Source organism: Mycobacterium decipiens, assembly GCF_963853665.1.
In the GTDB taxonomy this organism is placed as follows: Bacteria; Actinomycetota; Actinomycetes; order Mycobacteriales; family Mycobacteriaceae; genus Mycobacterium; species Mycobacterium decipiens.
In genome coordinates, this window is the sequence record NZ_OY970459.1 from 2,911,447 (window position 1) to 2,937,773 (window position 26,327).

Sequence of the window (26,327 nt, forward strand, 5' to 3'; positions counted from 1 at the left end):
ATCACCGAAATCGCAGGCAAAGATGGCGTTCCGCACTCAGCCCGTGAACCAAGACCAGCGCAGCCGTCCGGACAAGCTCGACGCCAGGCTGTGGCGGATCGCAGGAGTTTGCGTCCTGGGCTCGATCATGACCATGGTAGACACCAGTGTTGTCACCGTCGCGCAACGCACGTTCGTCGCAACCTTCGGCTCGCCCCAAGCCGTCGTTGCCTGGACGATCACCGGCTATGCGCTCGCGTTGGCCGCCGTGATCCCACTGGCCGGTTGGGCAGCCGACAGATTCGGCACCAAACGACTCTTCATCGGTTCGATTCTCGTCTTCACACTGGGCTCGCTGCTGTGCGCGATAGCACCAAACATCGCATCGCTGATCGCCTTTAGGGTGGTGCAGGGCCTCGGCGGCGGCATGCTCACGCCGCTGGTCCTCACCATCGTCAACCGCGAGGCAGGTCCCAACCGGGTTGGCCGCGTGATGGCGGTGCTGGGGATCCCAGTTGTGCTCGGCCCGGCGTTCGGTCCCGTTCTAGGCGGCTGGCTGATCGACAGCCATAGCTGGCAGTGGATCTTCTGGATCAACCTGCCGGTCGGCGTGGCCGCATTCGGCCTCGGCGCGATCGTGTTACCTCACGATCACCCGGCACCATCGGAAACCTTCGACTTCGTTGGGATGCTGCTGCTGTCCCCGGGCCTGCCTGCATTCCTGTACGGGATGTCAGAAATCCCTAGCTGCGGCACCGTGGCTGATCGCCGCGTGTGGATACCGGCGGCCATCGGTATGGCGTTGATGGTCGGATTCGTGTTTCATGCCCTGTACCGTGCGGAAAATCCCCTAATCGATCTGCGCCTGTTAACCAACCGAGCGCTTACCCTCGCCAACGCGGCGATGTTTCTTTACATCGTCTCAACTTTCGGCGCAGCGGTGCTGTTTCCAAGCTACTTCCAGCAATTGCTCCACCACACACCGTTGCAGGCCGGAATGAGCTTGGTCCCCCGAGCAATCGGTGCCGCGCTGACGATACCGCTGGCTGGAGCATTGGTGGACAGACGCGGCGGTCACGGGGTTCTTGTCACCGGCATCACGTTGATCGCCGCGGGTATGGGCACCTTCGCCTACGGGGTCGCCACCCAGCGCGACTACCTTCCGACGCTGTTGACCGGTCTGACGATCCTGGGGCTGGGCATGGGCTGCACCAGGATGCCACTGGTCGCGGTGGCAATGCAGAGCCTGGCCCCAAATCAGATCGCACGGGGTTCGACGCTAATCAAAGTCAATCAGCAGATGGCTGCCGCCGTCGGCACCGCGCTAGTGTCGGTAATCCTAGCCAGCCAGCTCAACCGCGGCGAAAACAATTCCGGGACAAACGAAATCGCGATTCTGCAAGACAGTCCGGCGCGGCGCGGGACATCCGTTGACCAACCCGTGATGCCGGGGCAGCCCCTTTCCCCCGCACTTCCGGACAACCTACTGCACGACCTGTCGCACGCCTACAGCGTGGTGTTTGTGGTGGCGGTCGTACTGGTGGGCTTGGTCTTCGTACCGCTGGCCCTCTTGCCCAGAAGGTCGACGGGCGCGGGCACCGAGCCAAACGCCGTCGCGCCAACGCGCACTAGGACGCGGCGGGCCCAGCGGCGGCGTGCTACCCAGTGGGCAGTCATCGACAGGCGTTCCACAATGGATTGCCGACCAAAGCAACTCAACGAGGGCGCGCGCAGCGCAGACGAGGGCCATAAGCTTGGAGAGCAATCGTTTTGAGCTGTTCGGATTCATGGCGCAGTGGCCCAACCGAGATAGGTGTTGCCGGGGGATGTCAGAGGTACCCGCCGGATTTTGGGTTCCTGGTAGTAGTTCGCGGTGATGCACTGGCCGTCGCCCTCGCTGAGCATTACGTGACCCTGGCCGTGATCGAAGTCTGGAGCGCTGGAAAAGACCAGCGCTCCGGCCGGAGGATTGGTATCGGTGTGGATTTTGCCCTGGCTGTTGAGGGTGTTAAAAAAGTCCAACGCCGTGTAGCCCGGCCACCTCACGCGGCCGTAGGCGGCTTCGACGAACTCGAAGCACTGGATGGGGTTGTTCGGGTTGGTCGCCATCTCGTTGCGCGCCCACGCGAGTGCACGGGCGACCCGATCATCACCATTTGACTCGGGCGCTGAGCCACTGTCAGCGCATTCAGGGGCAACGATGTCGAGGGTTTCGATGTCGACATTGGCGATGAAGTTTCCATCAGACGTCTTGTACCACAGGTTGTCCCAGCCACCGTTGGGGATGTTGGAGCTAAAGAAGCCTTGCACGGATTGGCCACGCGCGGAGCACACCAGCGCCACTTGGGTGCCGGGGTCATACCAGCCGTTCTGCTGAGATGTCAGGTTGGGCGCCGACATTTTTTGAGTCTTCGTTTTGACCGTTGCCGAGGGGGCAGCGTATGCCGCCGGCCAGATCGCCGCAGCGGCAGTCAAAACCACCGCTACGCCGATCACGGTGACGGGTACAAGTCCGGGAGTGCGATGGGGCATCGGTCCTCGCTTCAAGCTCCGGGCCAGCCGTGTCTGGCGTCGAGGTGTATCAGGACAGGTGAAAGCGGCGTTACGCAAAGAGCCCCATAGTCGGACGATGAGAGAAAATTGGTCGGGACGATGAGAGAAAATATCATCTGTCTGACCGCCACAATCGGCGGCACCCACATGCCTGGCCAACCCCCAGAGGATCGTGTTGCTCGGCCCGCCGCGGCCATGATCGACCGCGTCGTCGATGCGCGACACAAGAACCCGAAATCGAACGTCTAGACCACCAGCCACTACGCCGATTCGATCGGCAGCTCGCCAAACCACCGGTGGCCGCCGGGTTCGGCGCCGCGCTCTGCGAACTAAACTTTCTGTGCGACAAACACTATCGACCCCATGCTGAGCTGGCGTCGCTTGTCCTTACGACGTATCGGCGCTACACCAACGGACTCATGACACCAAAGCAATTGGGCCGAGCGTGATCTCGCGATCATCCGCCCTGCTCGGTTGGCGAGTCCGAAGCGCTGGACAGTCGCGGCGGGACCCGTGGCGAAGCAGCTCGGCCACCAGTGCGCGGCCGCACGATGGTCGGCACTGGCCCACTGAGCGGTTTAATACGTCCGGCGCGCACACCGTTGGCGATAACGAAGACCTCGGTGAGCTCGTGGACCAATACCACCGCGGCCAGGCCCAGGGTCCCGAACAACGCCAGCGGCATTAGCACGGTGATGATCGTCAGGGACAGGCCGACGTTCTGCAGCATGATCCGCCGGGAGCGCCGGGCGTGGTGCAGTGCTTGGGGCAAGTGCCGCAGGTCTTGACCCATCAGGACGATGTCGGCGGTTTCGATGGCGACGTCGGTTCCCATGGCGCCCATCGCGATTCCCAGGTCGGCGGCGGCCAGGGCGGGAGCGTCGTTGACACCGTCGCCGACCATCGCGGTGGGTCGCTGGGCACGCAGCTGTCGGACCAACTGAGCCTTGTCCTCAGGGCGCAGGTCGGCATGTACGTGCTCGATGCCGGCCTGGGCGGCCAGCGCGAGGGCGGTGGCGCTATTGTCTCCGGTCAGCATCGTCACCTGGTAGCGGCCGGCGCGGAGCCCGGCGACGACCTCGGCAGCTTCCGGGCGTAGTTCGTCGCGCACCGCGATGGCACCGAGCAGCTGGTTGCCGCGTTCGACGAGAACCGCTGTGGCCCCGGCCTTTTGCATGCCCGCCACATGATCGCCGAGGTCGGCGGGGTCGAGCCAGCCGGGCCGCCCCAGTCGGACAACATGCCCGTCGAGTTGGCCGGCGAGCCCGGCACCGGGAAAGGCTTGCACGTCGCTGGCGGTGGCGATCGGAGCTGGTGTCGCGGCGAGGATGGCCACGGCTAGCGGGTGCTCACTGCGGGCCTCGAGGGCGGCCGCCACCGCCAGCACCTCCGCCCGGGTGGCGCCGTTGGTGGTAATGACGTCGATGACCACGGGCTGGTTGGCAGTCAACGTTCCGGTCTTGTCCAGGGCGAGGCCCCCGATGGTGCCAAGTGCCTCCAGTGCGGCGCCGCCCTTGATAAGCACGCCGAGCTTGGACGCGGCGCCGATGGCCGCGACCACGGACACCGGAACGGCGATGGCCAGCGCACACGGCGAGGCCGCGACCAACACCACTAGGGCGCGTTCGATCCAGACCGACGGGCTACCGAGGATGCTGCCGGTCCCGGCGATCAGCGCCGCCGCGATCATGATGCTCGGTACCAACGGTCGTGCGATGCGATCGGCCAGCCGCTGGCTGGCGCCTTTGCGGGCCTGTTCGGCTTCCACGATGTGTACGATCCGCGCCAGCGAGTTGTCCGCCGCGATCGCGGTGACCTCCACCTGCAGCGCGCCGGACCCGTTGATCGACCCGGCGAACACCTCGTCACCGGGTCCGGCCTCGGCCGGCACCGATTCGCCGGTGATCGCAGAGACGTCCAGCGCAGTGCGCCCGGTACGAATGATGCCGTCGGTGGCGAGGCACTCCCCCGGTTTGACGATCATCTGATCACCGATGCGCAGTTCGGCTGTGGCGACCGCGGTTTCGGTGCCCTCTCGCAGTAGCGTGGCTTGATCCGGCACCAGCGACAGCAGGGCACGCAGGCCGCGGCGGGTACGCGCCACCGCGTATTCCTCCAAGCCCTCGCTGATCGAGAACAGAACCGCCAGCGTGGCCGCCTCGCCGACCTCACCGAGTGCGACAGCCCCGAGGGCGGCAATGGTCATCAGGGTGCCCACACCGATGCGGCCTTCGGCCAGTCGCTTGAGGCTAGAGGGCACAAACGTCGAGGCACCAACTGCCAGGGCAAGGGCTTTCAGTCCCAGCGCGACCGGCCAGAATAGACCGGCCCATGCGGTAATCACCGAGGCGGTCAGCAGCACCCCGGACAGCGCGGCTCGTCGCAGCTCGGCGACTTGCCAAAGTCGTTCCGGCTGATGCTCCTCGTTGTCATCGTGGTCGCAGCAGGTATCGCTCATCGCACCCGGTCGCTGCGCGGCCACGCGTGCGCCGGACCGCGTTCGCGCGCTCCAGGCGAAGATCTTTTGCACTACACGGGCTTGCGCGGATCGGCCGAGTGCGGGACACGCGCGGGCCCCGCCGCCGCGGGGATGTGCTCGGCATCGGCGATCGTCGACAGGATGGCAGCGGTGTCGCAGCGCAGGGGCGTGTACCAGATCACCACGGATGCGGTTCGCGGATAGGCACATACAGCCTTCACACCGGCCACCTTGCTGACCGTGTCTTCGATCGCCACGGCCCGGGCCGCGTCGAACTGAAACCCGGTGGCGTGCACTCGCATCCGCCCCGCGGCGTCGGATACAACGGTCAGCGTGACGCCGGTGTCAGCAGCGGTCGTCATCATCGGCCTTGGCGGCGGCCGGCTGGGGGGCCTCGTCCCCAATCCGTTCACGAGCCTCGGCAACCATGTCGGCGACCTTCAGCCGAGCCGCCTCGGCCGCCACCTCCGCGCGCCGGGTTCCGCGCAGACCCCACTGCGTCGTTGTCACCGCGGCCCGACGAACCGGAGCCGCGCCCACCGCCGTGCGCAGCGCTTCGTACGCGCCCACCCCAACCAACCCGGTGAACACCGTCCCGGCTGCCTTGACCAGCAACTCGCGCGTAACCACTGCTAACCCTTCCTCCGATTTCGCGTTGTCAGCACACACTCGTCGATCGCTCGGCGGCGCAGGGCTGCTCGGTATCCACCGCCAGAACGACCTGGACCAACTCGCCCAGGGCACGGGCGAGGTGACTGTCGGCCAGCGCGTACCGAACCTGCCGGCCCTCATAGGTTGCAACGACCAGTCCACAGCCGCGCAAACACGACAGATGGTTGGACACGTTCGATCGCGTCAACCCGAGGTGCGCCGCCAGCTGGCCCGGGTAGCAAACTCCATCCAGCAGCGCCACAAGAATCCTGCACCGCGTCGGGTCGGCCAGAGCCCGGCCGAGTCGAGCCAGCGCCGATTCCCGCCTCTCACACGTCAGCATGATCCAGACAGTACAGCGTTCACTGTTATAACAGCAACCGCTGAATTGTGGGCCGGGAAAGGGAGCGACTTAGGGACCATTGCCTCCTGACGCGATTGCGCCGGTTGGCTAACGTCGGCGGTATGCACGCACGAAAAGGAGGCGCGAATGTCACCCCAACAAGCGAACCTCGGAATCGTGGTGGGTGTGGATGGTTCACATTCCTCGAATGTGGCCGTCGAATGGGCCGCGCGCGACGCGGAGATCCGCGACGTTGGGCTCAGCGTGGCGCACGTCGTGCCGCCAGTAGTGACCGCCCCTGAAGGGTGGGCGTTTGAGTATGCGCGATTTCAGGACGCCCAGAAGCGCGAGCTCATCGAACACTCGTACCTGGTCGCCCAAGCGCACCTAATCATCGAACAGTCCCATAAGGTCGCCCTCGAAGCATCCTCCCCGAGTCGCGCCGCGCATATCACGAGCGAAGTGCTCCACGGCCCGATAGTGCCCACGCTGGTGAATATGTCCAAGCAAGCCGACATGGTCGTGGTGGGCTGCCGGGGTCAGGGCGCCGTGGCCGGCGCCTTGCTGGGATCGGTCAGCTCCGGCCTGGCGCGCCACGCTCATTGCCCAGTCGCCGTCATACCCGACGAGGACCCGCACCGGGCGCGCCTCCCCCAAGCGCCGGTGGTGGTGGGCATCGACGGCTCGCCGACCTCGGAGTTGGCGGTCCAGATCGCCTTCGACGAGGCGTCGCGCCGCGGCGTGGACCTGGTGGCGCTGCACGCGTGGAGCGACATGGGGCCCCTCGACTTTCCCAGGCTCAATTGGGCGCCGATCGAGTGGAGAAACATCGAAGACCGGCACGAGAAAATCCTCGCCCAGCGTCTTGGCGGATGGCGGGACCGATACCCCAACGTCGTCGTGCGCAAAGTCGTGGTGTGTGATCGTCCCGCGCCTCGCCTACTCGAATTGGCGCAGAATGCTCAGCTTGTGGCGGTTGGCAGTCACGGCCGCGGTGGGTTTCCTGGCATGCTGCTCGGCTCGGTCAGCCGCGCCGTCGTCAATTCCGGTCAGACGCCGGTTATCGTCGCTCGAATTCCCCATGATCCGGGGGTGCCGGCCTAGCTCAAGAAGGAGTGTGCCTTGCCAGTGGGTGTGATTGTGGGCTATGACGGCTCGCCGGCGGCGAATGCCGCGATCGATGCCGGTGCGTTGCTATTCCCCGGTGCACACGGGTGGATCACCTACCTGTGGGTGCCGCCATTCGCCAGCGACAGGGTGCGTCATCGGCTACGAGCCGTCGCTCGGGACACCAACGAGTTGAGTGCGATGGTCGAGCGGGAGGGTGAGCACCAGGCCCAACGGCTCGTTGCGATGGGGGTAACGCTGGCCCGCACCGCGGGGTGGGACGCCGAACCGTTGCTGAAACGCACCTGGGGCGCTGAGGGACTGCGTTTCGCGCAGGTTGTCGAGGAGGTCCACGCCGACCTGGTACTCGTCGGATCTCGAGGGCTGGGTGGCACCCAGGCGGTGTTGGGCAGCATTTCCGACATGGTGGTGCACTACTCCGTCCGACCCGTGGTCGTCGTCCCGCATCCGATGTTGGCAACCGAATACGAGGCGCTGCCCGAAGGGCCGGTGCTCGTTGGTTGGGACGGCTCACCTGGCGCCGAGACGGCGTTCACAGCGGCCGGACGCGTGTTTCCGGAACGAGATGTGCTGCCGGTCTTCGTCAGCGAAGATACGGGCGCGACGCCGTCACGAGACAATCCGTCCGGAATGGGCGCCCACGAAGTCCTCCAGCTGCATGCCGACCGCCGGCATGGCTCCCACGCCCGTGCCGTCTCGGAGGCTCTTGTCGCGGCCGCCGCCGACCGCGGTGCGGCCGCGTTGGTCGTCGGATCGCGTGGACGTTCTACCGCGCGGAAGATCCTGCTCGGCAGCGTCGCCTTGGGAGCTTTGCACCACTCCCATTGCCCGGTCATGGTGGTGCCGAGCGCGTGGAAGGATTCCTCGAGCGGTGCGGAGGCCGCGGTAGCCGCCGATTGACCGGGTACTGGTGCCCCGGCCATGTGTCCGGCCCAGTACGGCGTCGTGGTCCGCGTCGAGAGCCGCCGGGTGCGGAAAGATTCCGCCGACAATCCGCACAGTTCCCAGAATGAGTGCGTGAACGACCGCACCGCCGCCCAACTCAGTTGCGCGACGTACTCAGCGACGGCGTCGGGGTCGTCGCTGTATCCCTCTTAGATGTCGACGCTGACCCCGCCCGGTAGCCCAACGCCCGCGGCACCCCCCAGGCGCTGGGCAGCACAAGCGGTTGCCGGTTCAGCAGCCGTTGCGGTGCAGGGCGTCGGTGACGATGCGTTTGAGTGCGGTGACGTCGTCGGCGGCGTTGATTTCCTCAGCCGTGAGGACCAGGGTCAGTTCTTTGCCTGTTGCTTCGAGAAGGGCTGCCGGACAGTCGACATCGAGGTTGGGGTGAGCAGCCCGAAACGTCGACCTGAGCTGGAAGTCGACGTCTAGCTGAAGGCTAGCAACGAAGCGTCGCCAACTTTTGTCCTTGATGAGCCCGGAGTAGGTGATATCGCAGAGATGGCAGTCGGTAGTCCCCGTCGTGATCGCCGAGTACACGTCTCTCAGCATGCTCAGTGGCGTGGCGTCGACGTTGTAGACGAACACCAGCCGGGTGGACGTCGGGCCATGTTGTGTCATGGGCGTCGAGCCCGGACGATGGCACCGTGCCGGCCGGGGCCGGTGTTGTGGGTGTATTGGATGCTCGGCTCCACCAGCCCGGCCGCTGCCAGAACCCGCAGGTAGGCGCTATGGTGCAGTGCGCCGGCACCGCAATTGGCCCACTGGTTACCGTCGGTCGACGCGTCGGTGACCCTATCGAGCCCGTCCTCGGCGACCACGTCGAAGATCGCGACTCTGCCCCCAGGGCGCAACACCCGGGCGATCTCGGCGAACACCGGGACCTTGTCGGGGGCAAGGTTGATGACGCAATTCGAGATGACGACGTCCACCGACTCGTCCGCAAGCGGGATGTTCTCGATCATTCCATGCAGGAACTGGGCGTTGGTGACCCCGGCTTCGGCCGCATTGGCCCGCGCGATGTGAAGCATCTCGTCGAGGAAGTCGATGCCGTAAGCCCTGCCGGTTGGGCCGACTCGTCGGGCCGACAAGATCACGTCGAGGCCTGCTCCGGAGCCAAGATCGAGCACGGTCTCGCCCGGTTGGAGGTCCACCACGGCGTGCGGGTTGCCGCACCCCATCGAAAGGTCGGCCGCGGCCGACGGGACCCGCGCCAGTGTGTCGTCGTCGTATCGGCTTGCCCCCCAGCGCCCGTCCGCCGCCAGCTCCTTGGCCCCGGTTCGAGCCGCCTCCCGGTAGTAGGCGCGGACGTTTTCGTGGATATCACTGCTGGTCATCGGGTGCACTCCTGTTCACTGACAAACTCGACCGGTATGCGTCCCATGACCACATCGACCGCCGACGGGAAACAGGCCAGGCAGTTGGTGTTGATCCGCCACAAGCTCGAGGTACCCCGCTGATCTACCAGAACGAAACGCACGTCAGCCAACTTCGCAAGGTGATGCGAAATCGTCGACTGCCCCACATCAAGGCGCTGGGTGAGCTCGCCGACAGTCATCGGGGCTGTGGCATTGGCGAGTTGGTGCAGGATCAGCACCCGCGTTGGATCGCCGAGGGCGCGAAACCACGAGGCCCATCTCTCCGCGGTCGGTCGATCAATTCCGCCTGTCGCCTTCATCGATAATCGACGATAATCGATTAAGGCTCCTCGATCAAGCCGGACCCCGCTTCCGTTCTCGCCGGAGCTTGCCGTCGTACACCCGCTGGCATGCTGCGCGAATACCCGCACGGTCAAGGTCCGGTCGAATCTGGTCGCGGGCTTAGACTCCATCTGGCGCTGACCGAAGATCGTTGCGCCAGGGCGACGATGGGTCATCCACCGGCGGCAACTTCGCTGCACAACCGCCAATTCCTAAAGGAGAGCAAATGGACGGGCCTAAAGGTGGGCCTGAGCAAGCCCTCGAGGCCGATTACCTCGTAATAGGCGCCGGAGCGATGGGAATGGCGTTCACCGACACACTCATCACCGAATCCGATGCGCGCGTCGTCATTATCGACCGCGCGTGTCAACCCGGTGGGCATTGGACGACCGCTTACCCATTCGTCCGGCTGCACCAGCCCTCGGCGTACTACGGAGTCAATTCGAGGGCGTTGGGTCACAACACGATTGACTCCGTCGGTTGGAACCAAGGACTGAACGAACTCGCGACCGCCGGCGAAGTGTGCGCCTATTTCGATGCTGTAATGCAGCAGCAACTGCTCCCCACCGGGCGGGTTGACTACTTCCCGATGACCGAGTATCTGGGCGACGGCCGGTTCCGGACATTGGCAGGCACCGAATACGCGGTCACGGTCAATCAGCGCATCGTCGATGCGACCTACCTGCGTGCCGTCGTACCATCGATGCGGCCCGCGCCGTACTCCGTCGCACCGGGAGTCGACTGCATCGCCCCAAACGAACTGCCGAAATTCGGCACCCGGAACCGGTACGTGGTCGTCGGTGCCGGCAAGACCGGCATGGATGTCTGTCTGTGGTTGCTCCGAAACGACGTCAGCCCGGACAGGCTGACCTGGATCATGCCGCGCGATTCCTGGCTGATCGACCGGGCAACGCTGCAGCCCGGGCCGACTTTCATCAAGCAGTTCCGGGAAAGCTACGGCGCCACTCTCGAGGCAATCGGGGCCGCAACGTCCACCGACGATCTTTTCGACCGGCTGGAGACCGAAGGAACCCTGCTACGCCTTGACCGCTCGATACGTCCGAGCATGTATCGGTGTGCGACCGTGTCGCACCTCGAACTCGACCAGCTGCGCCGCATCCGCGACGTGGTCAGGATGGGCCACGTCCAACGCATCGACCCCACCACGATGGTGCTCGACGGCGGATCGGTTCCCGCCACGCCCTCGGCCCTCTACATCGACTGCACCGCCGATGGAGCGCCACAACGTCCCGCCACGCCGGTTTTTGACACCGACCACATCACCTTGCAGGCGGTGCGCGGATGTCAACAGGTATTCAGCGCCGCGTTCATCGCGCACGTCGAATTCGCCTATACCGAGGATGCGGTGAAAAACGAACTCTGTACCCCGATTCCACACCCAGACAGCGATCTGGATTGGATGCGTCTAATGCACGCCGATCTATGCAACTTTCAGCGCTGGTTGGACGACAACGACCTGACGGATTGGCTGAGTTCGGCGCGGCTGAACCTGCTCGCCGACCTGCTGCCGCCGCTGTCGCACAAGCCGCGGGTGCGCGAGCGGGTGGTGTCGATGTTCCAAAAGAGGTTGAGCACCTCCAGCGAGCAGCTGGAGAAACTGCTCGGCGCTACCGCCACAACAACCGACCAACGTTAGGAAGCGTCCGTGGCCCACAACCCCGATGTCGACCTGCCGCTTGTCCAGCGACCCGACGCGGGATACGTCTACCGAACGAGTTGGCGACTGGCCACAACTGACATTGACGAGCAGATGAGGCTGCGCCTCGACGGTGTCGCGCGCTACATCCAAGAGGTCGGCGCCGAGCACCTCGCCGATGCCCACCTGGCGGATGTCCATCCGCATTGGATCGTCCTACGCACGGTCGTTGACATTATCGAACCGATTGAGCTGCCCAGCGACATCACCTTTCACCGGTGGTGCGCAGCGCTTTCCACCAGGTGGTGCAACATGCGTGTTCAGCTCGAGGGTTCCGCTGGCGGGCGAATCGAAACCGAAGGGTTCTGGATCTGCGTGAACAAGGACACCCTGACACCGTCCCGCCTCACCGATGAGTGCATCGCACGTTTCGGCAGCACCACCGACAACCACCGGCTCAAGTGGCGCCCATGGCTCACCGGGCCGGTCATGGACGGTACCGAAACCCCATTTCCCTTGCGTCGCACGGATATTGACCCCTTTGAGCATGTCAACAACACCATCTACTGGCATGGTGTGCACGAGATCCTGTGCCAGGTCCCCACCCTGACGGCGCCCTACCGGGCCGTGCTCGAGTACCGCAGCCCCATCAAGTTTGGTGAACCGCTGACCGTCCGCTCCGAGCGACGCGACGACGTCGTGCACATGCACTTCGTCGTCGGGGACGACGTGCGTGCGGCAGCTCTGCTACGCAAGCTGTAAGCATGAACTAGGTTCCGTAACGCAATGCAGCGACGAGGAGAACCCATGACTGGACGATTGGCCGGAAAAGTTGCGCTGGTTAGCGGCGGCGCGCGCGGTATGGGCGCTTCGCATGTTCGGGCGATGGTGACCGAAGGGGCCAAGGTCGTATTCGGCGACATCCTCGACGAGGAGGGCAATGCCGTCGCCACCGAGCTGGGCAACGCGGCGAGGTATGTCCACCTCGACGTCACCCAACCCACACAGTGGACGGCTGCGGTAGACACCGCCGTCACGGCGTTCGGTGGACTGCACGTGCTGGTCAACAACGCCGGCATCCTGAACATCGGGACCATTGAGGACTACGCACTGACCGAATGGCAACGGATCCTCGACGTTAACCTGACCGGGGTCTTCCTGGGCATCCGCGCTGCCGTCCAGCCGATGAAAGAAGCTGGTCGCGGCTCCATCATCAACATTTCGTCGATCGAGGGGCTGGCCGGCACCATCGCCTGCCATGGTTATACCGCCACCAAGTTCGCCGTGCGTGGGCTGACCAAGTCGACGGCTCTGGAGTTGGGCCCCAGCGGAATTCGGGTCAACTCGATTCACCCCGGATTGGTCAAGACGCCGATGACCGACTGGGTCCCCGACGACCTCTTCCAGACCGCACTGGGCCGCGCCGCCCAACCCGTGGAGGTGTCCAACCTCGTCGTCTACCTCGCCAGCGACGAGTCAAGCTATTCCACCGGCTCGGAATTCGTGGTCGACGGCGGGACCGTGGCTGGTCTGGCGCATAGGGACTTCGGTGCCGTCGAGGTGTCCGCGCAGCCGGAATGGGTGACGTAGTCGGCGGGCGACGAAAGCAGGCGGACGTTGGGATTTGACACGCCGATTGGCAGGCGATGACCGACCACACCAAGCGACCGGTCCGCGATTTCGCGGTGGATTTCTACCGCGTCCTGGGGGTGATCCTGATCGTGCTGGGCCACTGGCTGGCCGCCGCGGTGACCTATGACGATGGACATTTCGGTCGGGAGAACCCGCTCCTCGACCAGCCCTGGACGCAGTACCTGACCTGGATTTTCCAGGCGGTTCCGGTGTTTTTCCTGGTCGCCGGCTACGCCGCCGCGGTGTCCTGGGCGCATCGGCGCGACACCGACGGTTTCTCACGCCAGGCCTGGCTGCGGCATCGACTGGCCCGGGTTCTGGGACCAACGGCCGTGTACCTGGGGCTGGTGTCGGTGGTTGTGGTGGCTCTCGACGTCTCCGGCGTGGCCGGCTCCGCGCTGGAGTATGCGGGTTGGGCGCTGGCAATGCAGCTGTGGTTCCTCGCCATCTACCTGGTGGTGGTGTCCTTGACGCCCATCGCCGTTGCCGCGCATAACCGTTGGGGACTTCTGGCGCCGGGTGCGCTGGTGGTGGGGGCCGTGGCGATCGACGTCGCGGCCGTCGGCTGCCAGGTGCCCTACATCGGGTGGCTGAACTACGTGCTGTGCTGGGGGACGCTCTACCAACTGGGAATCGCTTGGCACGAACGGCTGCTGACCGGGTCCAAGCCCATGCTGATCGCTGCGGGGTCGGCGCTCACGCTGGCACTGCTGATCTGGCTGGGGCCCTACCCCGTCAGCATGATCCGCGTTGCCGGCCAACCGGTCCACAACACGACGCCACCCACGGTTGCGTTGCTGGCGTTCGGATGTGCGCAGACCGGTCTGGCGATGACGGTCGCGCCAGCGGTCAATCGCGCGCTGCGCTCGCGCCGCGTTCAACGAGTGATATCGGTAGCCAACGCCAACGTGATGGCCCTATACCTGTGGCACTTGGTGCCCGTTGTGATCGTGGCGATTGTTGGCTACCCGGCCGGACTGTTCCCGCATCCGGTCGAGGGAACCGGGGCGTGGTGGCTGTTCCGGCTGGAGTGGGTGGTCATCCTCAGCCTCGTGACAGCCGTCGAGATGGCTGTGTTGTGGTGGCGCAGGCGGCTTTTCGCGGCCCCACTGCCGCTGGTCGACGTGCCGTTTAGCGAACGTCGGGCCGAACCGATCCTGCTGGCCGGCGCCGCGATGGCGACGTATGGCCTGGCGTTCTTCGCCGCCAAAGGCTTCGCCCCAGCCGGGCACTTTCCGTGGGTGAGTGCACTGGTGTTCGCCGTCGGAGTGGTTCTGGTGGCGTTGCGTCCCACCAGGGTCAGCGGATAGTGCCGCCGACGTTCCAACACGAAAGTTATTACCTACACGCTACTAAAATGTAACTCATTGCAGCATTGACAAATGGATGTGCCCATATGACAATCAGCGCTGTTATTTGGCGATAGGTATGGTCAGCCGAAGTTGCTTATGCACGGCTGAAGCCTGCTCACGAATATCGCTATCCAATTGTGGGAATTGGGTCAAGTTGGTGCCAAATACCGCGGTGAGTGAAACACCGAGATCGTCGGGCGCCGGGTCGGCCGTGGCAAGTCGTGCGCCACGTCGCGCGGGTCATGCGAATAGCTCTGTACTCCAAAAGATTTGATGTCGGGTGAGGGGCACAAGCAACCAGGCCGGCGCAAACCGGCCCGGACCGCGAGCGCAGCTGCCCACATTTCGACCTGAAGCCGGGTAAAACCGCAGATCAGCCGCCCGCGATGGTGCCGACGACCGGTCGCGTGGTCGAGGTCGGGCCAAATGGCGCCGGACACATTTTGGATGCACCAACAACGCGTTATTGACGACTGCGCAACTAGCGTCCTAGCATCACATCGAATAACTTCAGTTCCTGGGGGCAGACCCGCCGTAAGGAGTCACGATGCCGGGCGGTGACCACCATTTGCCCCAAGGGCGACTCCGGCGCACTATCCCGTTGGCCGGGTTCACGGCGCGCGCCACTAGCGGGCGACTGGTTGCTGGTCTCCGGGAGAAAACCGGTAGCGCGGGTGCTGTTGCCCGGTTTCACGAGCAAACTGCGGAGTCCTACGCGGAGTTGCTCGGCCACTCCAAGGGCGTGCTGATGAAGGCCGGGCAGATCTTCTCCATGGTGGACGCCGGTTCGGTGAGCGATGGGAGACTCGCGCCCTACCAGAAGGCGCTGACCCGGCTGCAGGCCGAGGCGCCACCCATGGACCCCGGCCTGGCCAGGGACGTCCTGCTCGCCGATCTGGGCCGACCGATCGAGTCGGTGTTCGCCGAGTTCAATGACCAGCCCTTGGCGGCGGCTTCCATCGGACAGGTGCATCGCGCGGTGCTGCACGACGGCCGGCAGGTGGCTGTCAAGATCCAGTATCCCGGTGTCGGCGACGCAATCCGGCAAGACTTATCCAACACCGAACTCTTCGCGACGTTTTTCCGATTCGTGACCAAGACCGCGGGTATCGAGGTGTACCGAGACCTGGGCGTGTGGACAGAGGAGATCAAGGCACGTATCGCCGAGGAAACCGACTACCGGCACGAAGCCGTCAACATCACCACCTTCCACCAGCTCTATCGCGATCATCCGTTCATCCGGATACCGGAAGTGATCCACGAACTGTCCAGTAACCGGGTTCTGACCATGACGTATCTGGATGGGCTGGACTGGCCCGCCGCCCAGGACGCCGACCAGGATCTCAAGAACAAGTGGGCCGAGGTCATTCTGCGGTTCGTGATGGCTTCCTACCGGCACGCGAATCTTTTCCATGCCGACCCGCATCCGGGTAACTACCGCTTCGGCAGCGACGGAACCGTGGGATTCCTCGACTTCGGCTGCGTTAAGGTCCTGGATGAGCAGCTGCGGCGAAACGGCGTCGCCTTGCTTCGCGCGGGGATAGAAGGACGCAAGCATGATCTGCGTGACCAGATGGTGAAAATCGGGTTTTTTAGCCATGATTCGACGATCACCAGCGAAGAGGCGTATGACTGGTACGCCGACATCATTTATGAAGCGCTGGCACCGCAGCCGGTCACGTATACACCAGAAACCTCAAGCCGGGCCATTCATGCACTGATCGATGTCCGTTCGCAAGACCATATTCTTCGCCGCATGTCGGTGCCGGGAGATTTGGTGTTCACGACACGAATCAACCTGAGCGTCAACACAATATGTGCGGCATTGCGGGCAACCGTCGACGCCCGGTCAATGATTGACGAGATGGATGGCGTCTGCGCGCCGATCACACCGCTGGGGAGGCAGCACGACGCCTGGGTACGTCAACGCGGTCTGCCATACGGATTGGAGCCCCGATGACCACCACTGACATCTCACCAGCTCTAGATATAGAGTGGGATCCCGCCAATCCGCACGAGTATTACGCGCGACGCCGACTCGAGGGAGATGTCGTCTGGCACGACGGCCTACAGATCTGGCTTGTTCTCGGCTATCACGCTGGCCACGAAGTTCTCAGGGGATCGGGATGGATCAGCAACATAATGGCGAATCCCACGGTGTACGAAGCTATTTCGCCCACATTCGACGCCAAGATGCTTGACAAGTTCATCCTGTTCGCCGATGGCGAAATTCACGCTCGGCTGCGCAGGGCGGTCCGCGACGTGTTCACTCGGACATTCGTGACCGGGATGCGTCCCGGAGTGGAAGCCATCGTCTCTGGGCTGGTCAGCCATCCCGAACCTCAGGCGGTTTTTGACTTCATGACCGAAATCGCCTTGCCCATGCCGGCCGCCGTTATCGGGGAATGGCTGAGTTTGGATGCCCGCAGTTCGCGATTTCTAAACGATCACATTTCCGTCATAGTTCGGATGCTCCAAGTACTCGCCGATGCCGAGGAAGTCGCCAAAGGCATAACCGCCTTGACTTCCGTTTTCATGGACATCCTTCCGCTGGCCGCCGATCGCCGTGCCCACCCCGGAGACGACTTGCTCAGTCACATCGCCTCCGATCCTGACCTCGAGCTTGACGACGTCGTCATCACCGCTATCCTCATCGCCGTCGCAGGCCGCGAAACCACCGCGAACCTACTCGGAGCAGCACTGGTTCGGCTGCTCACGCCCGAACCCGACGGCACTCGCCTGATCGATAACGTCGACCCCGCCGATCCGTCAGTGGTCACCGAACTCATGCGGCTCGATGCATCCGTGCAAAGCGCGGGGCGCACGGCCACCCAGGATCACGTCATCGGCGGCGTCGAGATTGCGCAGGGCCAACAAGTAGCCGTCATCATCCCGGCGGCCAACCGCGACCCCAACGTCTACGATGAGCCGAGCCAATTCCGCCCAAACCGCCAGGGACCCGCACCCCTAACGTTCGGCCACGGCGCGCACTATTGCGTGGGTGCCGCCCTGGCACGACTCGAACTCACGGCGGCACTGTGCGAGATTTTCGCCCGTGAACCGTCGTTGGCGGGGCCACCGATCTGGACCGACATCGCGGCAATCCGTGGGCCACAAACAGTCCCCATGATCTTCCACCGCTAACGCGTGTCAGGCCGCGGCGGTTGATTACCCAGCGGGCGGGTGGGCGACGCCACAAATCTGAACAATCGGGGGACACGGTGTTCATCCCCTTCGTGTCCAATCAGTTGACAGCCGGCATCGAAGCGTAGCGGCAACATGGGGTCGTAGCTCCCAACAGAGACTCGCAAGCAGGAAGGTTGCCCCGTGAACGTTGTGGCCGTGGCGTCGGCAACATGACCGCATTCCCGTCGGCCCCGCGCCAGTCCAACTATCAGATGCCGCCATGGGGTGAGAGCGCCTGGGCAATGACCGATGAGATGGCACATGCACCTGCGGCCCCGTATTCAGGGGGTTTCGGCTACCGGTCGGCGGATCCCGCGCCATGGTACGTCAACGCCAACAATCGCGACAACGCTGTGGAGCGGGCCGTGCAACAGCTCCTGGACGCGCTAGGGGTGGACGAGGGCGAACACACCGCCCAAACGCCGGCGCGCGTGGCAGCCGCATGGCGCGACATGTTGTGGGGATACGACGAGATTCCGGAAGACCACCTCGACACCGACCTTCCCGCACCGGACGACTCGGGCCTGATCGTCATGCACGGCATCTCGTTCGCTTCCACCTGCGCCCGCGATCTGTTGCCCTTCGCGGGTACCGCCACTGTTGCCTATCGCCCGCACCCGGGCCAGCGTGTCGTGGGCCTATCCAAGCTGGCCCGGCTGGTTCACGGGTACGCAGCGCGCCTGCAGGTACAGGAACGCATCGCGCACCAGGCCACTGCGGGGATCATGCGCAAGCTCAACCCGTCCGGTGCCATGTGTGTCATCACGGCGCGACACGACTGCATGAGACTGCATGGGGTGGGTGAGCCGGCCGCCCAGGCGACCACCGAGGCCCGCAAGGGCGTGTGGCTGGATCACGAGATGGCACTTGTCCATCGCCTGCACGCCGACAACCGGTGAGTCGGAGCGCTGTCCCCGCGGCGTGCTCAGGTCGCGCTACGCCAGATCTCATCGGCCTCTTCCACGGAGTGCACAACCGGCTGAGACGCGTCTATCCGGTGCGCGCTGTCCCAGTCGCCCTGTCGGGCGGCCAGAGCCGCCGCGATCTCGGGGGTCGCATCGGAGTTGCCCCTGGCCCTGGCCCTGATTCTGTCGGCCGTCACGTCGACCGTCGCCGAACACTTGAACTCGATGATCGGCGAGCGCGTTTCCGCCGCCAGGCGATGGGCGCAGCTGCGAATCTGCGGATCGCCCCAGGTGCCGTCGAGGATCACTGAGTGCCCGATGCCCAAGAGCAGGCGCGCTCGGCACAGAGCCTCCTCGTAGACGGCCCGGATATTGTCGCGGCTGTACAGCCCAGAATCCAAAACCCGGGGTTCCCCGGCTATTACGCCGGAATCCCGTAGCTCACTGCGCACATCATCTGTTGAGATCACCGTCGCCCCAACCAACTCAGCAAGCCCGCGCGCAAGGGTCGACTTGCCGGTTCCCGGACTTCCACCGACCAGCGCCAACCGCACGACGCCGTTCTCCAGGTGCTGGGTAGCGATGGTGAGGTGGTGAGCAGCGTCCGCCGCGGCCTCCGGTTTGCCCTGTGACAACCGCACGCACTCGACTTTCGCCCGCACCACAGCGCGATAGGCAACATAGAAATCGTGCAGCGAAGCTGGGGCGGTATCGCCCGAACGGGCCGCATAGCAGGCAAGGAAGAAGTCACCAAGATCTTTGCGGCCCAAGAACTCCAGATCCATCGCCAGAAAAGCGGCATCATCGACGCGGTCGACGTAGCGAAGTTCGTCTTCGAACTCCAGGCAGTCCAGCAACGCCGGTTCGCCATCCAGCAGAAAGATGTCGTCGGCGAGCAGATCAGCATGGCCGTCCACAATGCAGCCTTCCTCAACCCGGCTCATAAACAAAAGCTCACGCCCAGAAGCAAATTGGTCGACCAGTTGTTCAATCCGCCGGATCGTATCCCCTGAGACTGCGTTACCCGCGTAGCGGCGGAGTTCAACCAGATTGTCGTGCCACCGACGGGCGACCGCACCAACCTCACCCTGAGCATTGATAAACCGGTTCCGCTGGGCGCGCTCATGAAACCGGGCCAATACCTCAGCAATCGCATCCAGGGCGCCTTCGACTGGCACGCCGTCGGTCACCATCGACGCCAGCCGCTGCTCGTCGTTATAGCGCCGCATGACGACCACCGGTTCGGCTCGGCCTCCGCCTGGATCGCTGAGGTGGGCTATGCCCAAGTAGCTCTGCGCGGCAAGGCGACTGTTCAACTCGACTTCACGGATACAGGCGCGCTCTCGCTGATCCGCCGTACGGAAATCGCAGAAGTCAGTCACAACAGGCTTTTTCGCCTTGAAAGCCCGGTTACCGGCCAGCACCACCACGGCCGTGTGGGTTTCGCGCACATCAACATAGGGGTTATCGGGCACCGCTTCGGTGGCCGGTGCTTGACTACGCGTGCCAGCGTTGGTAGCGAGATCCACGGCTCTAAACGGGCCAGGCGTTCATGACGGCCGTGCCACGATCAGCGGCACCCGGACGGAGTGCAAGACAGCGTTACTGACTGACCCCAGCAACATGCCGCTAAAGCCGCCGCGGCCATGACTGCCAACGACGACAAGCTGAGCGGACGCCGACCTTTCTACCAGCTGCCGCGCCGGGCGATCGCAAACGGCAATCCGGCGCACCGGCACGTCGGGATAGCGTTCCCGCCAGCCCGCCAAGCGTTCGGCGAGACTGAGCTCCGCTTCCTCCTGCACCGCCGAAAAATCCAGACCCGGAAGTTCGACCACCTCGATGTCACTCCACGCATGCAGGGCGATCAACTCGACGCCCCGGCGCGACGCCTCGTCGAACGCGACAGCCGTCGCAAGCTCCGAGACCGGCGAACCGTCGATGCCCAGCAGTACGGGAGCGTGTTGCGGATCCGGGATCACCGAGTCGTCGTCGTGGATAACCGCGACCGGACAACTCGCGCGCCGCACCAGGCTCGAACTGACCGAGCCGAGCAAACCCCGGGCCAACGCTCCGCGGCCCGAGCTGCCCACAACCACCATCTCGGCCTCGCTGGAGATTTCAACCATGGTGGGCACCGGGGTCGAAAATACGAGCTCGCTCTTGACACCGAGCTTACGGTCCGCCGGAATCGCCTCCTTGGCAAGCTTGACCGCGTTTGCAACGATCTTGCGCCCCTCGTCTTCCTGCCAAACTCCCCACGTTTCCGGGTACGGCATCGGCGGCCAGGTGGCCACGTCGGCGTTAACCACATTGACCACGGTCAGCGGAAGGTTTCTCATCACCGCCTCGCGGGCCGCCCAACAGACTGCGGCACCCGATGCGGGCGAGCCATCTACCCCGACGACAATGCCGTGTTGTTTCAGGGGCACAGACATTTTGGTCTCCCTTCATCTCCAGCGACGCTACGAGCCCGTCAGCCGCCGGTCATGGGCCTTTGGTCCTCAGCCACACGGCATGGGACCTTGGTTGGAATGTAGATGCGTTTCCAACGCTTGAACACCCCTGTCTCCAAACCTAACTCGGCGGTCGCGCGTACGCGTCGCTGAGAGGTCGCCGGTATCGCGGTGGGCGCCTGATACACCTAACCGTAGCGCCGATCAGACGCCAGGCGCCACCTGCCCGGCCGGGGTCGAAGCCGCGCCGGCGAGAACCGTCTTCGCGCCGATCAGGCACCCGGCACCGGGATGGCCGCGACCATGGGTGTGTCGACGCCGATCGGGCCGATCGGTTGCGCGCCACCCGGCGAACCGAGCGGGGCATCTCTGCCCGGTAGGGTCTGGTTGAAGAAGGCGGCGTTATCCTCAAGATGCTGTTGCTGGTCGTCGGGTAGGTCGCCTTCCCAGTAGATCGCCCCGACGCGGCAAATCAGTTTGCACGCACCACAATCCACGCATTCGTCGGGGTTGATGTACATCGTTCGGGCGCCCTCATAAATGCAGTCGACTGGGCACTCCTGCACGCAGGACTTGTCCACTACATCCACGCACTCTTTGCCGATCACATAGGTCACAACCGTCAAGCTACAAATCCCTGTCGCTGATCGCGCCTGCCCAAAGACCCTTACAAGAAAGGACCAAAGGCCTTTCGCCGCCGCGCCTTGCGACCGCTCGGGTGCGCGTGGCACACCTCGGACTATCTCGAGCTGGGACGGACGACGATCACCGGAATTCTCACCGAGTGGGCTACCGCGGAACTCACCGAACCCAACAACATGCCGGAAAAGCCCCCGCGGCCGTGGCTGCCGAGCACGACCAGCTGAGCTTGCTCGGAATGCTCGAGCAGCCACCGGGCGGGCTTGTCACAGACCAGTGACCGGTGCACGCGGACATCCGGATACTGCTCTTGCCAGCCGGCGAGGCGTTCCGCGAGGACTTCTTCCTCTCTGTTCTCGCGGTCCGGCCAGTCCATCCCCAGGACCGGAAACATCCCCAGATCGGTCCAAGCGTGCAACGCCACCAGGTCCACGCCTCGGCGGGAGGCTTCGTCGAAAGCAAAGGCCGTCGCCGCCTCCGACGCCGGCGAGCCGTCGATGCCCACCAACACCGGTGCAGTGGGGTCGGGAGTCGCGCCAGCATGGGAATGAATGACGGCTACCGGACAATGCGCATGGTGCAGCAGGGCGGTGCTGACCGAGCCGAGCAGCAGTCGGCCCAACGCACCCATCCCCTGGCTGCCGACCACCATCATCGAAGCTTCTTGAGAAGCGTTGATCAGCGTCGGCACCACATTGGAAAAATCCATCTCGGTATGCACCTGTGGCGGCTCTGATTCACCCAGGCTGTTGGTGAGCGCCGCGCGGGCACGATCAATGACCTGTTGCGCGTAGTCCTGCTGCCACTCAGTCATATTCGCGTACAGTTGGCCCACCGGCCAGCCGACAACCACGGGCGCAACGACATGCAGCAGGGTGATGGGCACCTGGCGCATGACGGCCTCACGGGTTGCCCAGGCCACCGCCGCGTCGGATTGCGCTGATCCGTCGACGCCAACGAGAATCCCGTGCTTGGGGGTATCCGACATATTCAGGCTCCTCGCGTTGAAACTCGTTCGCGGCGCGTCGTCATCAGGATCGCGGCGCGTGATCCGTCTCCCCCTGATGTTAAGCGGAGGTCCATGGGATTCAGCACGGACATGGGCCCCATTTGGGTGCGGCCGGTCGCCAGTTGTCGCGCTGGTGGTCACCTCGTGCCAGCCGATGCCACCGTGCCGCGCCGAGGCGTGGAACGCATTGAGCAACAAGGGCAGCCCACGGTTGCGATCGCCGCCGCGGCACGACTACCCAGCCGGCTGGGTCACGAAGTCGATAAGTTCTTCGACCCGGCTGATCAACGCCGGTTCTAGGTCGTTCCAGTCCCGCACCCGCGACCGGATGCGCCGCCACGCCGCGGCGATGTCCGCCTGTTCAGCGTGCGGCCAGCCGAGCGCATCGCAGATGCCGTGCTTCCACTCCAGGTGGCGCGGCACGTTTGGCCAGGCGGCCAGGCCGAGTCGGTGCGGCTTGACCGCCTGCCAAATGTCGACAAAGGGGTGCCCGACGATCAAAGTGTCGGCACCACCCGGCCCCCGGCGTACCGCATCAGCGATGCGAGCCTCCTTCGACCCCGCGACCAGATGGTCGACAAGAACACCGAGCCGACACCGTGGGCCGGGCCCGAACTCGGCCACGATGTCCACCAGGTCGTCGACGCCACCGAGGTGCTCGACGACGACACCCTCGATCCGCAGGTCCTCCCCCCACACCGCGGCGATGAGTTCGGCGTCGTGACGGCCCTCGACATAGATCCGGCTGGCCCGGGCCACCCGGGCACGCGTACCGGGCACCGCGACCGAGCCGGACGCCGTTCGCCCCGCCGCGGCAGGCGCCCGGCGCCGCGGCGCGGTGAGGATCACCGGCCGGCCGTCCAGCAGATACCCGGGGCCCAGCGGAAAGCCGCGGGTCTTGCCGTGGCGGTCTTCCAGGTCGATACGACCATATTCGACTCGGACCACCGCGCCGACGTAGCCGGTCGTTGCGTCCTCGACGACCATGCCGAGCTCGACCGTGTGCTCAACCGACCGGGGCCCCCGCCGCCCGCCTCCGGCAAGCACGTCGGTTCCATAGCGATCCACCACGCGGCAATCTTAGGAAGCCGGTCGGCAATCACTGCTGCGGCACGCCGTATTGTTGTTGAAAATGCCTGTGCCGGTGTTGTTTCCGATGTATCGGTCGATGCTGCTGCCCAACATGCAACGAATTCGCAACTGATCATGTGGCGTTAGCCCGTTACTGATGTCCCCGCTGCTACGTTGCTAGAACGGCGATTGCCCGCCGATGCACAGCGCGCGGGCGGTTAGCGAGGTGGACGCATGATCCTGACCGATCGGGTTTCGAGGATTGTCGCGTTCATGCGGGCCGGCTATCCCACCGGCATGCCGCTCACCGGCTACGTGCCGCTGGCGGCTCTGTCACGGCGCCGAGTATCCGACGAGGAGATCACGACCATCATCGGTGAACTGGTCGCGCACCGACTACCAATCAGCGATGCCGATGTCGGGGTGGCGATTACACGGATCACGCAGCAGATGCCTTCACTGAATGACATCGAACGTGTCCAACGTCGACTTGCTGCGACCATCAGGCCACACGGTCACTGGCAATGACGGTCGACACGGCGCCGATTCACAGCGACGGCCGGACCGGACTCCCGCAGGCGGCTAGGTAGTCGGCGTAGTTCCAGCTCTGCAGAAACTCTTGGCCCGCCTGGAATCCGAGTTGATAGAGAGCGTCACGTTGTTCGGCGGTGATATCAAAGTCGATCGCACTCACGTCGTGGGCGGGCACGAAGATGGTGCGTCGTACGGTGCACGGATCGTCGATGTAGGCATTGTCCTGATTGCTCACCAGCGTTTCTATCGCCGCGATTCCCAACGACACCGGCCCGTGGACCGGCTGGGTAGGGGGAATGCCCGGACGTGCCGCCAGCCTGATCCCAAAAGTGGGCCATCTCGGTTCACCGTCGGTCCGGTCAAACAATGCCACCGGAAAGTTCGACAGCAATCCACCGTCGACCCAGGTGGCGCCGCGCACCCGAACGGGTTCGAACACGAACGGAATCGCCGACGAGGCGTGCACTGCGCGCGCCACCGAAAAGTCGTCCGGGTCGATGCCGTAGGAGTCCAGGTCCCACGGGATGCGAACGAGTCGCCGACGAGACAGATCGCTGGCGGTGACGACCAGCGACCAGGCGAACTGTTCGGGCTCCTCACCGGTACGCAAGTCCCCGAAGGTGTAGACGCCCAGGTCAGCGAGCAAACCGCTGAGCAGCTGTTCCAGATAGGCCCCGCGGTAAACACCGTCTGACAACAGCAGCGAGAGTCCCCCACCGATCAACGGCACGTGTCCGATCAGGTTGCGGTCGAGGAATTTCCGGTAGTCGATGCTGCGCATGATTTCGGCAAGCCGCGTCAACGGTTCACCGGCGATCTGTAGAGCCGCGACCAACGACGCGACGATCGCACCCGCGCTGCTCCCCGCGACGCGGGGAAATCGGTAGCCGGCTTCGGCCAGCGCGTCCACCGCTCCGACCAGCCCAATGCCCCGGACCCCGCCGCCTTCGCACACCAGGTCTACACGTGCTGCCTTCACCAGCGCCACGTTAGCCGGATCGTGCCCGATTGCAGTTGCACGGCGCGCCGAACGGCTCTGCTCACCGAATCCGATGCCCGTCGACGGAGAAGAAATGCAGATACCCGGGTTGCGGATACAGGTGTATCCGGCTGCCCCGCTCGGGCGGGTTGCTGCCGTCGGATCGAGCGATGACTGAGTGCTCGGTTTCGCTACCGTCCGGCGCGATTCGGCCATACAAGTAGGCGTCGGCGCCGAGTTCTTCGACCACGTCGACCTCCATTTCGATACCCACGTCGCCCAGCTCGAAATGTTCGGGGCGAACACCGACAATGACCTCCGCGGCGGCGCCGACGACCGCACGTGGCACGCGGATCCGCCAATCTCCCAACGAAACCGCGGAATCGGCGATCCGAAGTCGGAACAGGTTCATCGCCGGGGAACCGATAAACCCCGCGACGAACACGTTCTCCGGGTTGCGGTAGAGCTCCCGAGGCGCGGCGCACTGTTGCAGTACGCCGTCGGACAGCACCGCGACTCGGTCGCCCATCGTCATGGCCTCGACCTGGTCATGGGTGACGTACACGGTGGTTGTGCCCAGTTGCCGTTGCAACGCTGCGATTTGATTGCGGGTTTGCACGCGAAGTTTGGCGTCAAGATTGGACAGCGGTTCATCCATCAGGAATACCTGTGGGCGGCGCACGATGGCACGACCCATCGCCACCCGTTGCCGTTGCCCGCCGGAGAGATCTTTCGGTTTGCGATCCAGATAGGGCTGCAGGTCAAGCAGTTTCGCGGCGACAAGCACTCGCTCGCGGATCTCAGCCTTTCCGATCTTGGCGACCTTCAACGCGAAGCCCATGTTCTGCGCCACCGTCATGTGCGGGTAGAGCGCGTAGTTCTGGAAAACCATCGCAACATCCCGATCTTTGGGATCCAAATCGGTGACATCGCGCTCGCCGATCCGGATGCGCCCGGAATCCAGGGTTTCCAATCCGGCCAGCATCCGAAGGGAGGTCGTTTTGCCACATCCGGACGGTCCCACCAGGACGACGAATTCCCCATCACCGACCGCGAGGTCGAGACAATCCAGGGCCGGGCGGTCGGCGCCCGGGTATTGCAACGTCGCCTGCTCGAAACTCACCGAAGCCAT

Annotated in this window: 24 protein-coding genes and 1 pseudogene; 11 read left to right on the forward strand and 14 right to left on the reverse strand. The window is 64.3% G+C overall.

The annotated features are described in order from the left end of the window. Positions 1–43 precede the first annotated feature (43 nt). A complete protein-coding gene (locus tag AADZ55_RS12895; protein ID WP_242670166.1) occupies positions 44–1,753 on the forward strand; it encodes a DHA2 family efflux MFS transporter permease subunit in 1,710 nt (569 codons plus the stop codon). 11 nt (positions 1,754–1,764) lie between these two features. Here AADZ55_RS12895 and AADZ55_RS12900 read toward each other — a convergent pair whose 3' ends face one another. From AADZ55_RS12900 to cmtR, 4 genes and pseudogenes are all read right to left on the reverse strand, one after another. Further along, positions 1,765–2,757, reverse strand: coding sequence for a hypothetical protein (locus AADZ55_RS12900; protein WP_133056426.1), 993 nt, complete (start codon positions 2,755–2,757; stop codon positions 1,765–1,767). Positions 2,758–2,989: 232 nt separating this feature from the next. Continuing rightward, positions 2,990–5,373, reverse strand: a pseudogene (locus AADZ55_RS12905) (heavy metal translocating P-type ATPase). Further along, positions 5,357–5,641: a DUF1490 family protein gene (locus AADZ55_RS12910; protein ID WP_085325403.1), complete on the reverse strand. Its 285-nt coding sequence runs from the start codon at positions 5,639–5,641 to the stop codon at positions 5,357–5,359. The pseudogene AADZ55_RS12905 and the gene AADZ55_RS12910 overlap by 17 nt, the downstream one beginning before the upstream one ends. A gap of 28 nt (positions 5,642–5,669) precedes the next feature. Beyond that, positions 5,670–6,005, reverse strand: coding sequence for a Cd(II)/Pb(II)-sensing metalloregulatory transcriptional regulator CmtR (gene cmtR, locus AADZ55_RS12915; protein ID WP_085325368.1), 336 nt, complete (start codon positions 6,003–6,005; stop codon positions 5,670–5,672). A 147-nt stretch (positions 6,006–6,152) separates the two neighbouring features. Here cmtR and AADZ55_RS12920 point away from each other — a divergent pair, with 147 nt between their 5' ends. Next, complete coding sequence (locus tag AADZ55_RS12920) at positions 6,153–7,109, forward strand: universal stress protein (protein WP_085325369.1); 957 nt, start codon at positions 6,153–6,155, stop codon at positions 7,107–7,109. Positions 7,110–7,127: 18 nt separating this feature from the next. Continuing rightward, complete coding sequence (locus AADZ55_RS12925; protein ID WP_085325370.1) at positions 7,128–8,033, forward strand: universal stress protein; 906 nt, start codon at positions 7,128–7,130, stop codon at positions 8,031–8,033. Positions 8,034–8,309: 276 nt separating this feature from the next. Here the strand turns inward: AADZ55_RS12925 and AADZ55_RS12930 are convergent, their stop codons facing one another. The 3 genes from AADZ55_RS12930 to AADZ55_RS12940 are packed head-to-tail and all read right to left on the reverse strand — an operon-like array spanning position 8,310 to position 9,975. Then, complete coding sequence (locus tag AADZ55_RS12930; RefSeq protein ID WP_085325371.1) at positions 8,310–8,696, reverse strand: hypothetical protein; 387 nt, start codon at positions 8,694–8,696, stop codon at positions 8,310–8,312. Beyond that, complete coding sequence (locus AADZ55_RS12935; protein ID WP_085325372.1) at positions 8,693–9,412, reverse strand: methyltransferase domain-containing protein; 720 nt, start codon at positions 9,410–9,412, stop codon at positions 8,693–8,695. The genes AADZ55_RS12930 and AADZ55_RS12935 overlap by 4 nt, the downstream gene beginning before the upstream one ends. After that, complete coding sequence (locus AADZ55_RS12940; RefSeq protein WP_423202398.1) at positions 9,409–9,975, reverse strand: ArsR/SmtB family transcription factor; 567 nt, start codon at positions 9,973–9,975, stop codon at positions 9,409–9,411. The genes AADZ55_RS12935 and AADZ55_RS12940 overlap by 4 nt, the downstream gene beginning before the upstream one ends. 26 nt (positions 9,976–10,001) lie before the next feature. On the opposite strand from AADZ55_RS12940, the gene AADZ55_RS12945 reads away from it, so the two are divergent. The 7 genes from AADZ55_RS12945 to folE all read left to right on the forward strand — a co-directional run bounded on the left by AADZ55_RS12945 (position 10,002) and on the right by folE (position 18,501). Continuing rightward, on the forward strand, positions 10,002–11,432 hold the full coding sequence (locus tag AADZ55_RS12945) for an NAD(P)-binding protein (RefSeq protein WP_085325374.1): 1,431 nt from the start codon (positions 10,002–10,004) through the stop codon (positions 11,430–11,432). 9 nt (positions 11,433–11,441) lie between these two features. Beyond that, positions 11,442–12,194: an acyl-[acyl-carrier-protein] thioesterase gene (locus AADZ55_RS12950; RefSeq protein ID WP_085325375.1), complete on the forward strand. Its 753-nt coding sequence runs from the start codon at positions 11,442–11,444 to the stop codon at positions 12,192–12,194. Positions 12,195–12,239: 45 nt separating this feature from the next. Beyond that, positions 12,240–13,022 (forward strand): SDR family oxidoreductase, encoded by a 783-nt coding sequence (locus AADZ55_RS12955; protein ID WP_085325376.1) that lies wholly within the window; start codon positions 12,240–12,242, stop codon positions 13,020–13,022. 56 nt (positions 13,023–13,078) lie between these two features. Further along, a complete protein-coding gene (locus AADZ55_RS12960) occupies positions 13,079–14,374 on the forward strand; it encodes an acyltransferase family protein (protein ID WP_085325377.1) in 1,296 nt (431 codons plus the stop codon). A 589-nt stretch (positions 14,375–14,963) separates the two neighbouring features. Then, complete coding sequence (locus tag AADZ55_RS12965; protein WP_085325378.1) at positions 14,964–16,376, forward strand: ABC1 kinase family protein; 1,413 nt, start codon at positions 14,964–14,966, stop codon at positions 16,374–16,376. Further along, positions 16,373–17,560, forward strand: coding sequence for a cytochrome P450 (locus AADZ55_RS12970; protein WP_085325379.1), 1,188 nt, complete (start codon positions 16,373–16,375; stop codon positions 17,558–17,560). Before AADZ55_RS12965 ends, AADZ55_RS12970 begins: the two co-directional genes overlap by 4 nt. Before the next feature lie 212 nt (positions 17,561–17,772). Next, positions 17,773–18,501, forward strand: coding sequence for a GTP cyclohydrolase I (folE, locus tag AADZ55_RS12975; protein ID WP_085325380.1), 729 nt, complete (start codon positions 17,773–17,775; stop codon positions 18,499–18,501). Between the two features lie 26 nt (positions 18,502–18,527). Here folE and AADZ55_RS12980 read toward each other — a convergent pair whose 3' ends face one another. The 5 genes from AADZ55_RS12980 to AADZ55_RS13000 all read right to left on the reverse strand — a co-directional run bounded on the left by AADZ55_RS12980 (position 18,528) and on the right by AADZ55_RS13000 (position 23,682). Beyond that, complete coding sequence (locus AADZ55_RS12980) at positions 18,528–20,036, reverse strand: AAA family ATPase (RefSeq protein WP_085325381.1); 1,509 nt, start codon at positions 20,034–20,036, stop codon at positions 18,528–18,530. Positions 20,037–20,057: 21 nt separating this feature from the next. Next, the gene (locus tag AADZ55_RS12985) at positions 20,058–20,945 is read right to left on the reverse strand and encodes a universal stress protein (RefSeq protein ID WP_085325382.1); all 888 of its coding nucleotides are present in this window, start codon (positions 20,943–20,945) and stop codon (positions 20,058–20,060) included. A gap of 290 nt (positions 20,946–21,235) precedes the next feature. Continuing rightward, complete coding sequence (gene fdxA / locus AADZ55_RS12990; RefSeq protein WP_085325383.1) at positions 21,236–21,580, reverse strand: ferredoxin; 345 nt, start codon at positions 21,578–21,580, stop codon at positions 21,236–21,238. Between the two features lie 122 nt (positions 21,581–21,702). Continuing rightward, positions 21,703–22,590 (reverse strand): universal stress protein, encoded by an 888-nt coding sequence (locus tag AADZ55_RS12995; protein ID WP_085325384.1) that lies wholly within the window; start codon positions 22,588–22,590, stop codon positions 21,703–21,705. A gap of 255 nt (positions 22,591–22,845) precedes the next feature. Then, the gene (locus AADZ55_RS13000) at positions 22,846–23,682 is read right to left on the reverse strand and encodes a DUF3097 domain-containing protein (protein WP_085325385.1); all 837 of its coding nucleotides are present in this window, start codon (positions 23,680–23,682) and stop codon (positions 22,846–22,848) included. A gap of 234 nt (positions 23,683–23,916) precedes the next feature. On the opposite strand from AADZ55_RS13000, the gene AADZ55_RS13005 reads away from it, so the two are divergent. Continuing rightward, on the forward strand, positions 23,917–24,210 hold the full coding sequence (locus AADZ55_RS13005) for a DUF3349 domain-containing protein (RefSeq protein WP_085325386.1): 294 nt from the start codon (positions 23,917–23,919) through the stop codon (positions 24,208–24,210). Between the two features lie 19 nt (positions 24,211–24,229). Here AADZ55_RS13005 and AADZ55_RS13010 read toward each other — a convergent pair whose 3' ends face one another. Together AADZ55_RS13010 and AADZ55_RS13015 are read right to left on the reverse strand one after the other, a co-directional pair. Beyond that, the gene (locus AADZ55_RS13010; RefSeq protein ID WP_085325387.1) at positions 24,230–25,204 is read right to left on the reverse strand and encodes a patatin-like phospholipase family protein; all 975 of its coding nucleotides are present in this window, start codon (positions 25,202–25,204) and stop codon (positions 24,230–24,232) included. A gap of 52 nt (positions 25,205–25,256) precedes the next feature. Beyond that, a complete protein-coding gene (locus tag AADZ55_RS13015) occupies positions 25,257–26,327 on the reverse strand; it encodes an ABC transporter ATP-binding protein (RefSeq protein WP_085325388.1) in 1,071 nt (356 codons plus the stop codon).

What these genes read in the sequence shown, in the direction of transcription:
- cmtR (WP_085325368.1), bottom strand. Translation starts at nt 6,005, where the DNA reads ATGCTGACGTGTGAGAGGCGGGAATCGGCGCTGGCTCGACTCGGCCGG.
- AADZ55_RS12920 (WP_085325369.1), top strand. Translation starts at nt 6,153, where the DNA reads ATGTCACCCCAACAAGCGAACCTCGGAATCGTGGTGGGTGTGGATGGT.
- AADZ55_RS12930 (WP_085325371.1), bottom strand. Translation starts at nt 8,696, where the DNA reads ATGACACAACATGGCCCGACGTCCACCCGGCTGGTGTTCGTCTACAAC.
- AADZ55_RS12935 (WP_085325372.1), bottom strand. Translation starts at nt 9,412, where the DNA reads ATGACCAGCAGTGATATCCACGAAAACGTCCGCGCCTACTACCGGGAG.
- AADZ55_RS12945 (WP_085325374.1), top strand. Translation starts at nt 10,002, where the DNA reads ATGGACGGGCCTAAAGGTGGGCCTGAGCAAGCCCTCGAGGCCGATTAC.
- AADZ55_RS12955 (WP_085325376.1), top strand. Translation starts at nt 12,240, where the DNA reads ATGACTGGACGATTGGCCGGAAAAGTTGCGCTGGTTAGCGGCGGCGCG.
- AADZ55_RS12960 (WP_085325377.1), top strand. Translation starts at nt 13,079, where the DNA reads ATGACCGACCACACCAAGCGACCGGTCCGCGATTTCGCGGTGGATTTC.
- AADZ55_RS12965 (WP_085325378.1), top strand. Translation starts at nt 14,964, where the DNA reads ATGCCGGGCGGTGACCACCATTTGCCCCAAGGGCGACTCCGGCGCACT.
- AADZ55_RS12970 (WP_085325379.1), top strand. Translation starts at nt 16,373, where the DNA reads ATGACCACCACTGACATCTCACCAGCTCTAGATATAGAGTGGGATCCC.
- folE (WP_085325380.1), top strand. Translation starts at nt 17,773, where the DNA reads ATGACCGCATTCCCGTCGGCCCCGCGCCAGTCCAACTATCAGATGCCG.
- AADZ55_RS12985 (WP_085325382.1), bottom strand. Translation starts at nt 20,945, where the DNA reads ATGTCTGTGCCCCTGAAACAACACGGCATTGTCGTCGGGGTAGATGGC.
- AADZ55_RS12995 (WP_085325384.1), bottom strand. Translation starts at nt 22,590, where the DNA reads ATGTCGGATACCCCCAAGCACGGGATTCTCGTTGGCGTCGACGGATCA.
- AADZ55_RS13005 (WP_085325386.1), top strand. Translation starts at nt 23,917, where the DNA reads ATGATCCTGACCGATCGGGTTTCGAGGATTGTCGCGTTCATGCGGGCC.
- AADZ55_RS13015 (WP_085325388.1), bottom strand. Translation starts at nt 26,327, where the DNA reads ATGGCTTCGGTGAGTTTCGAGCAGGCGACGTTGCAATACCCGGGCGCC.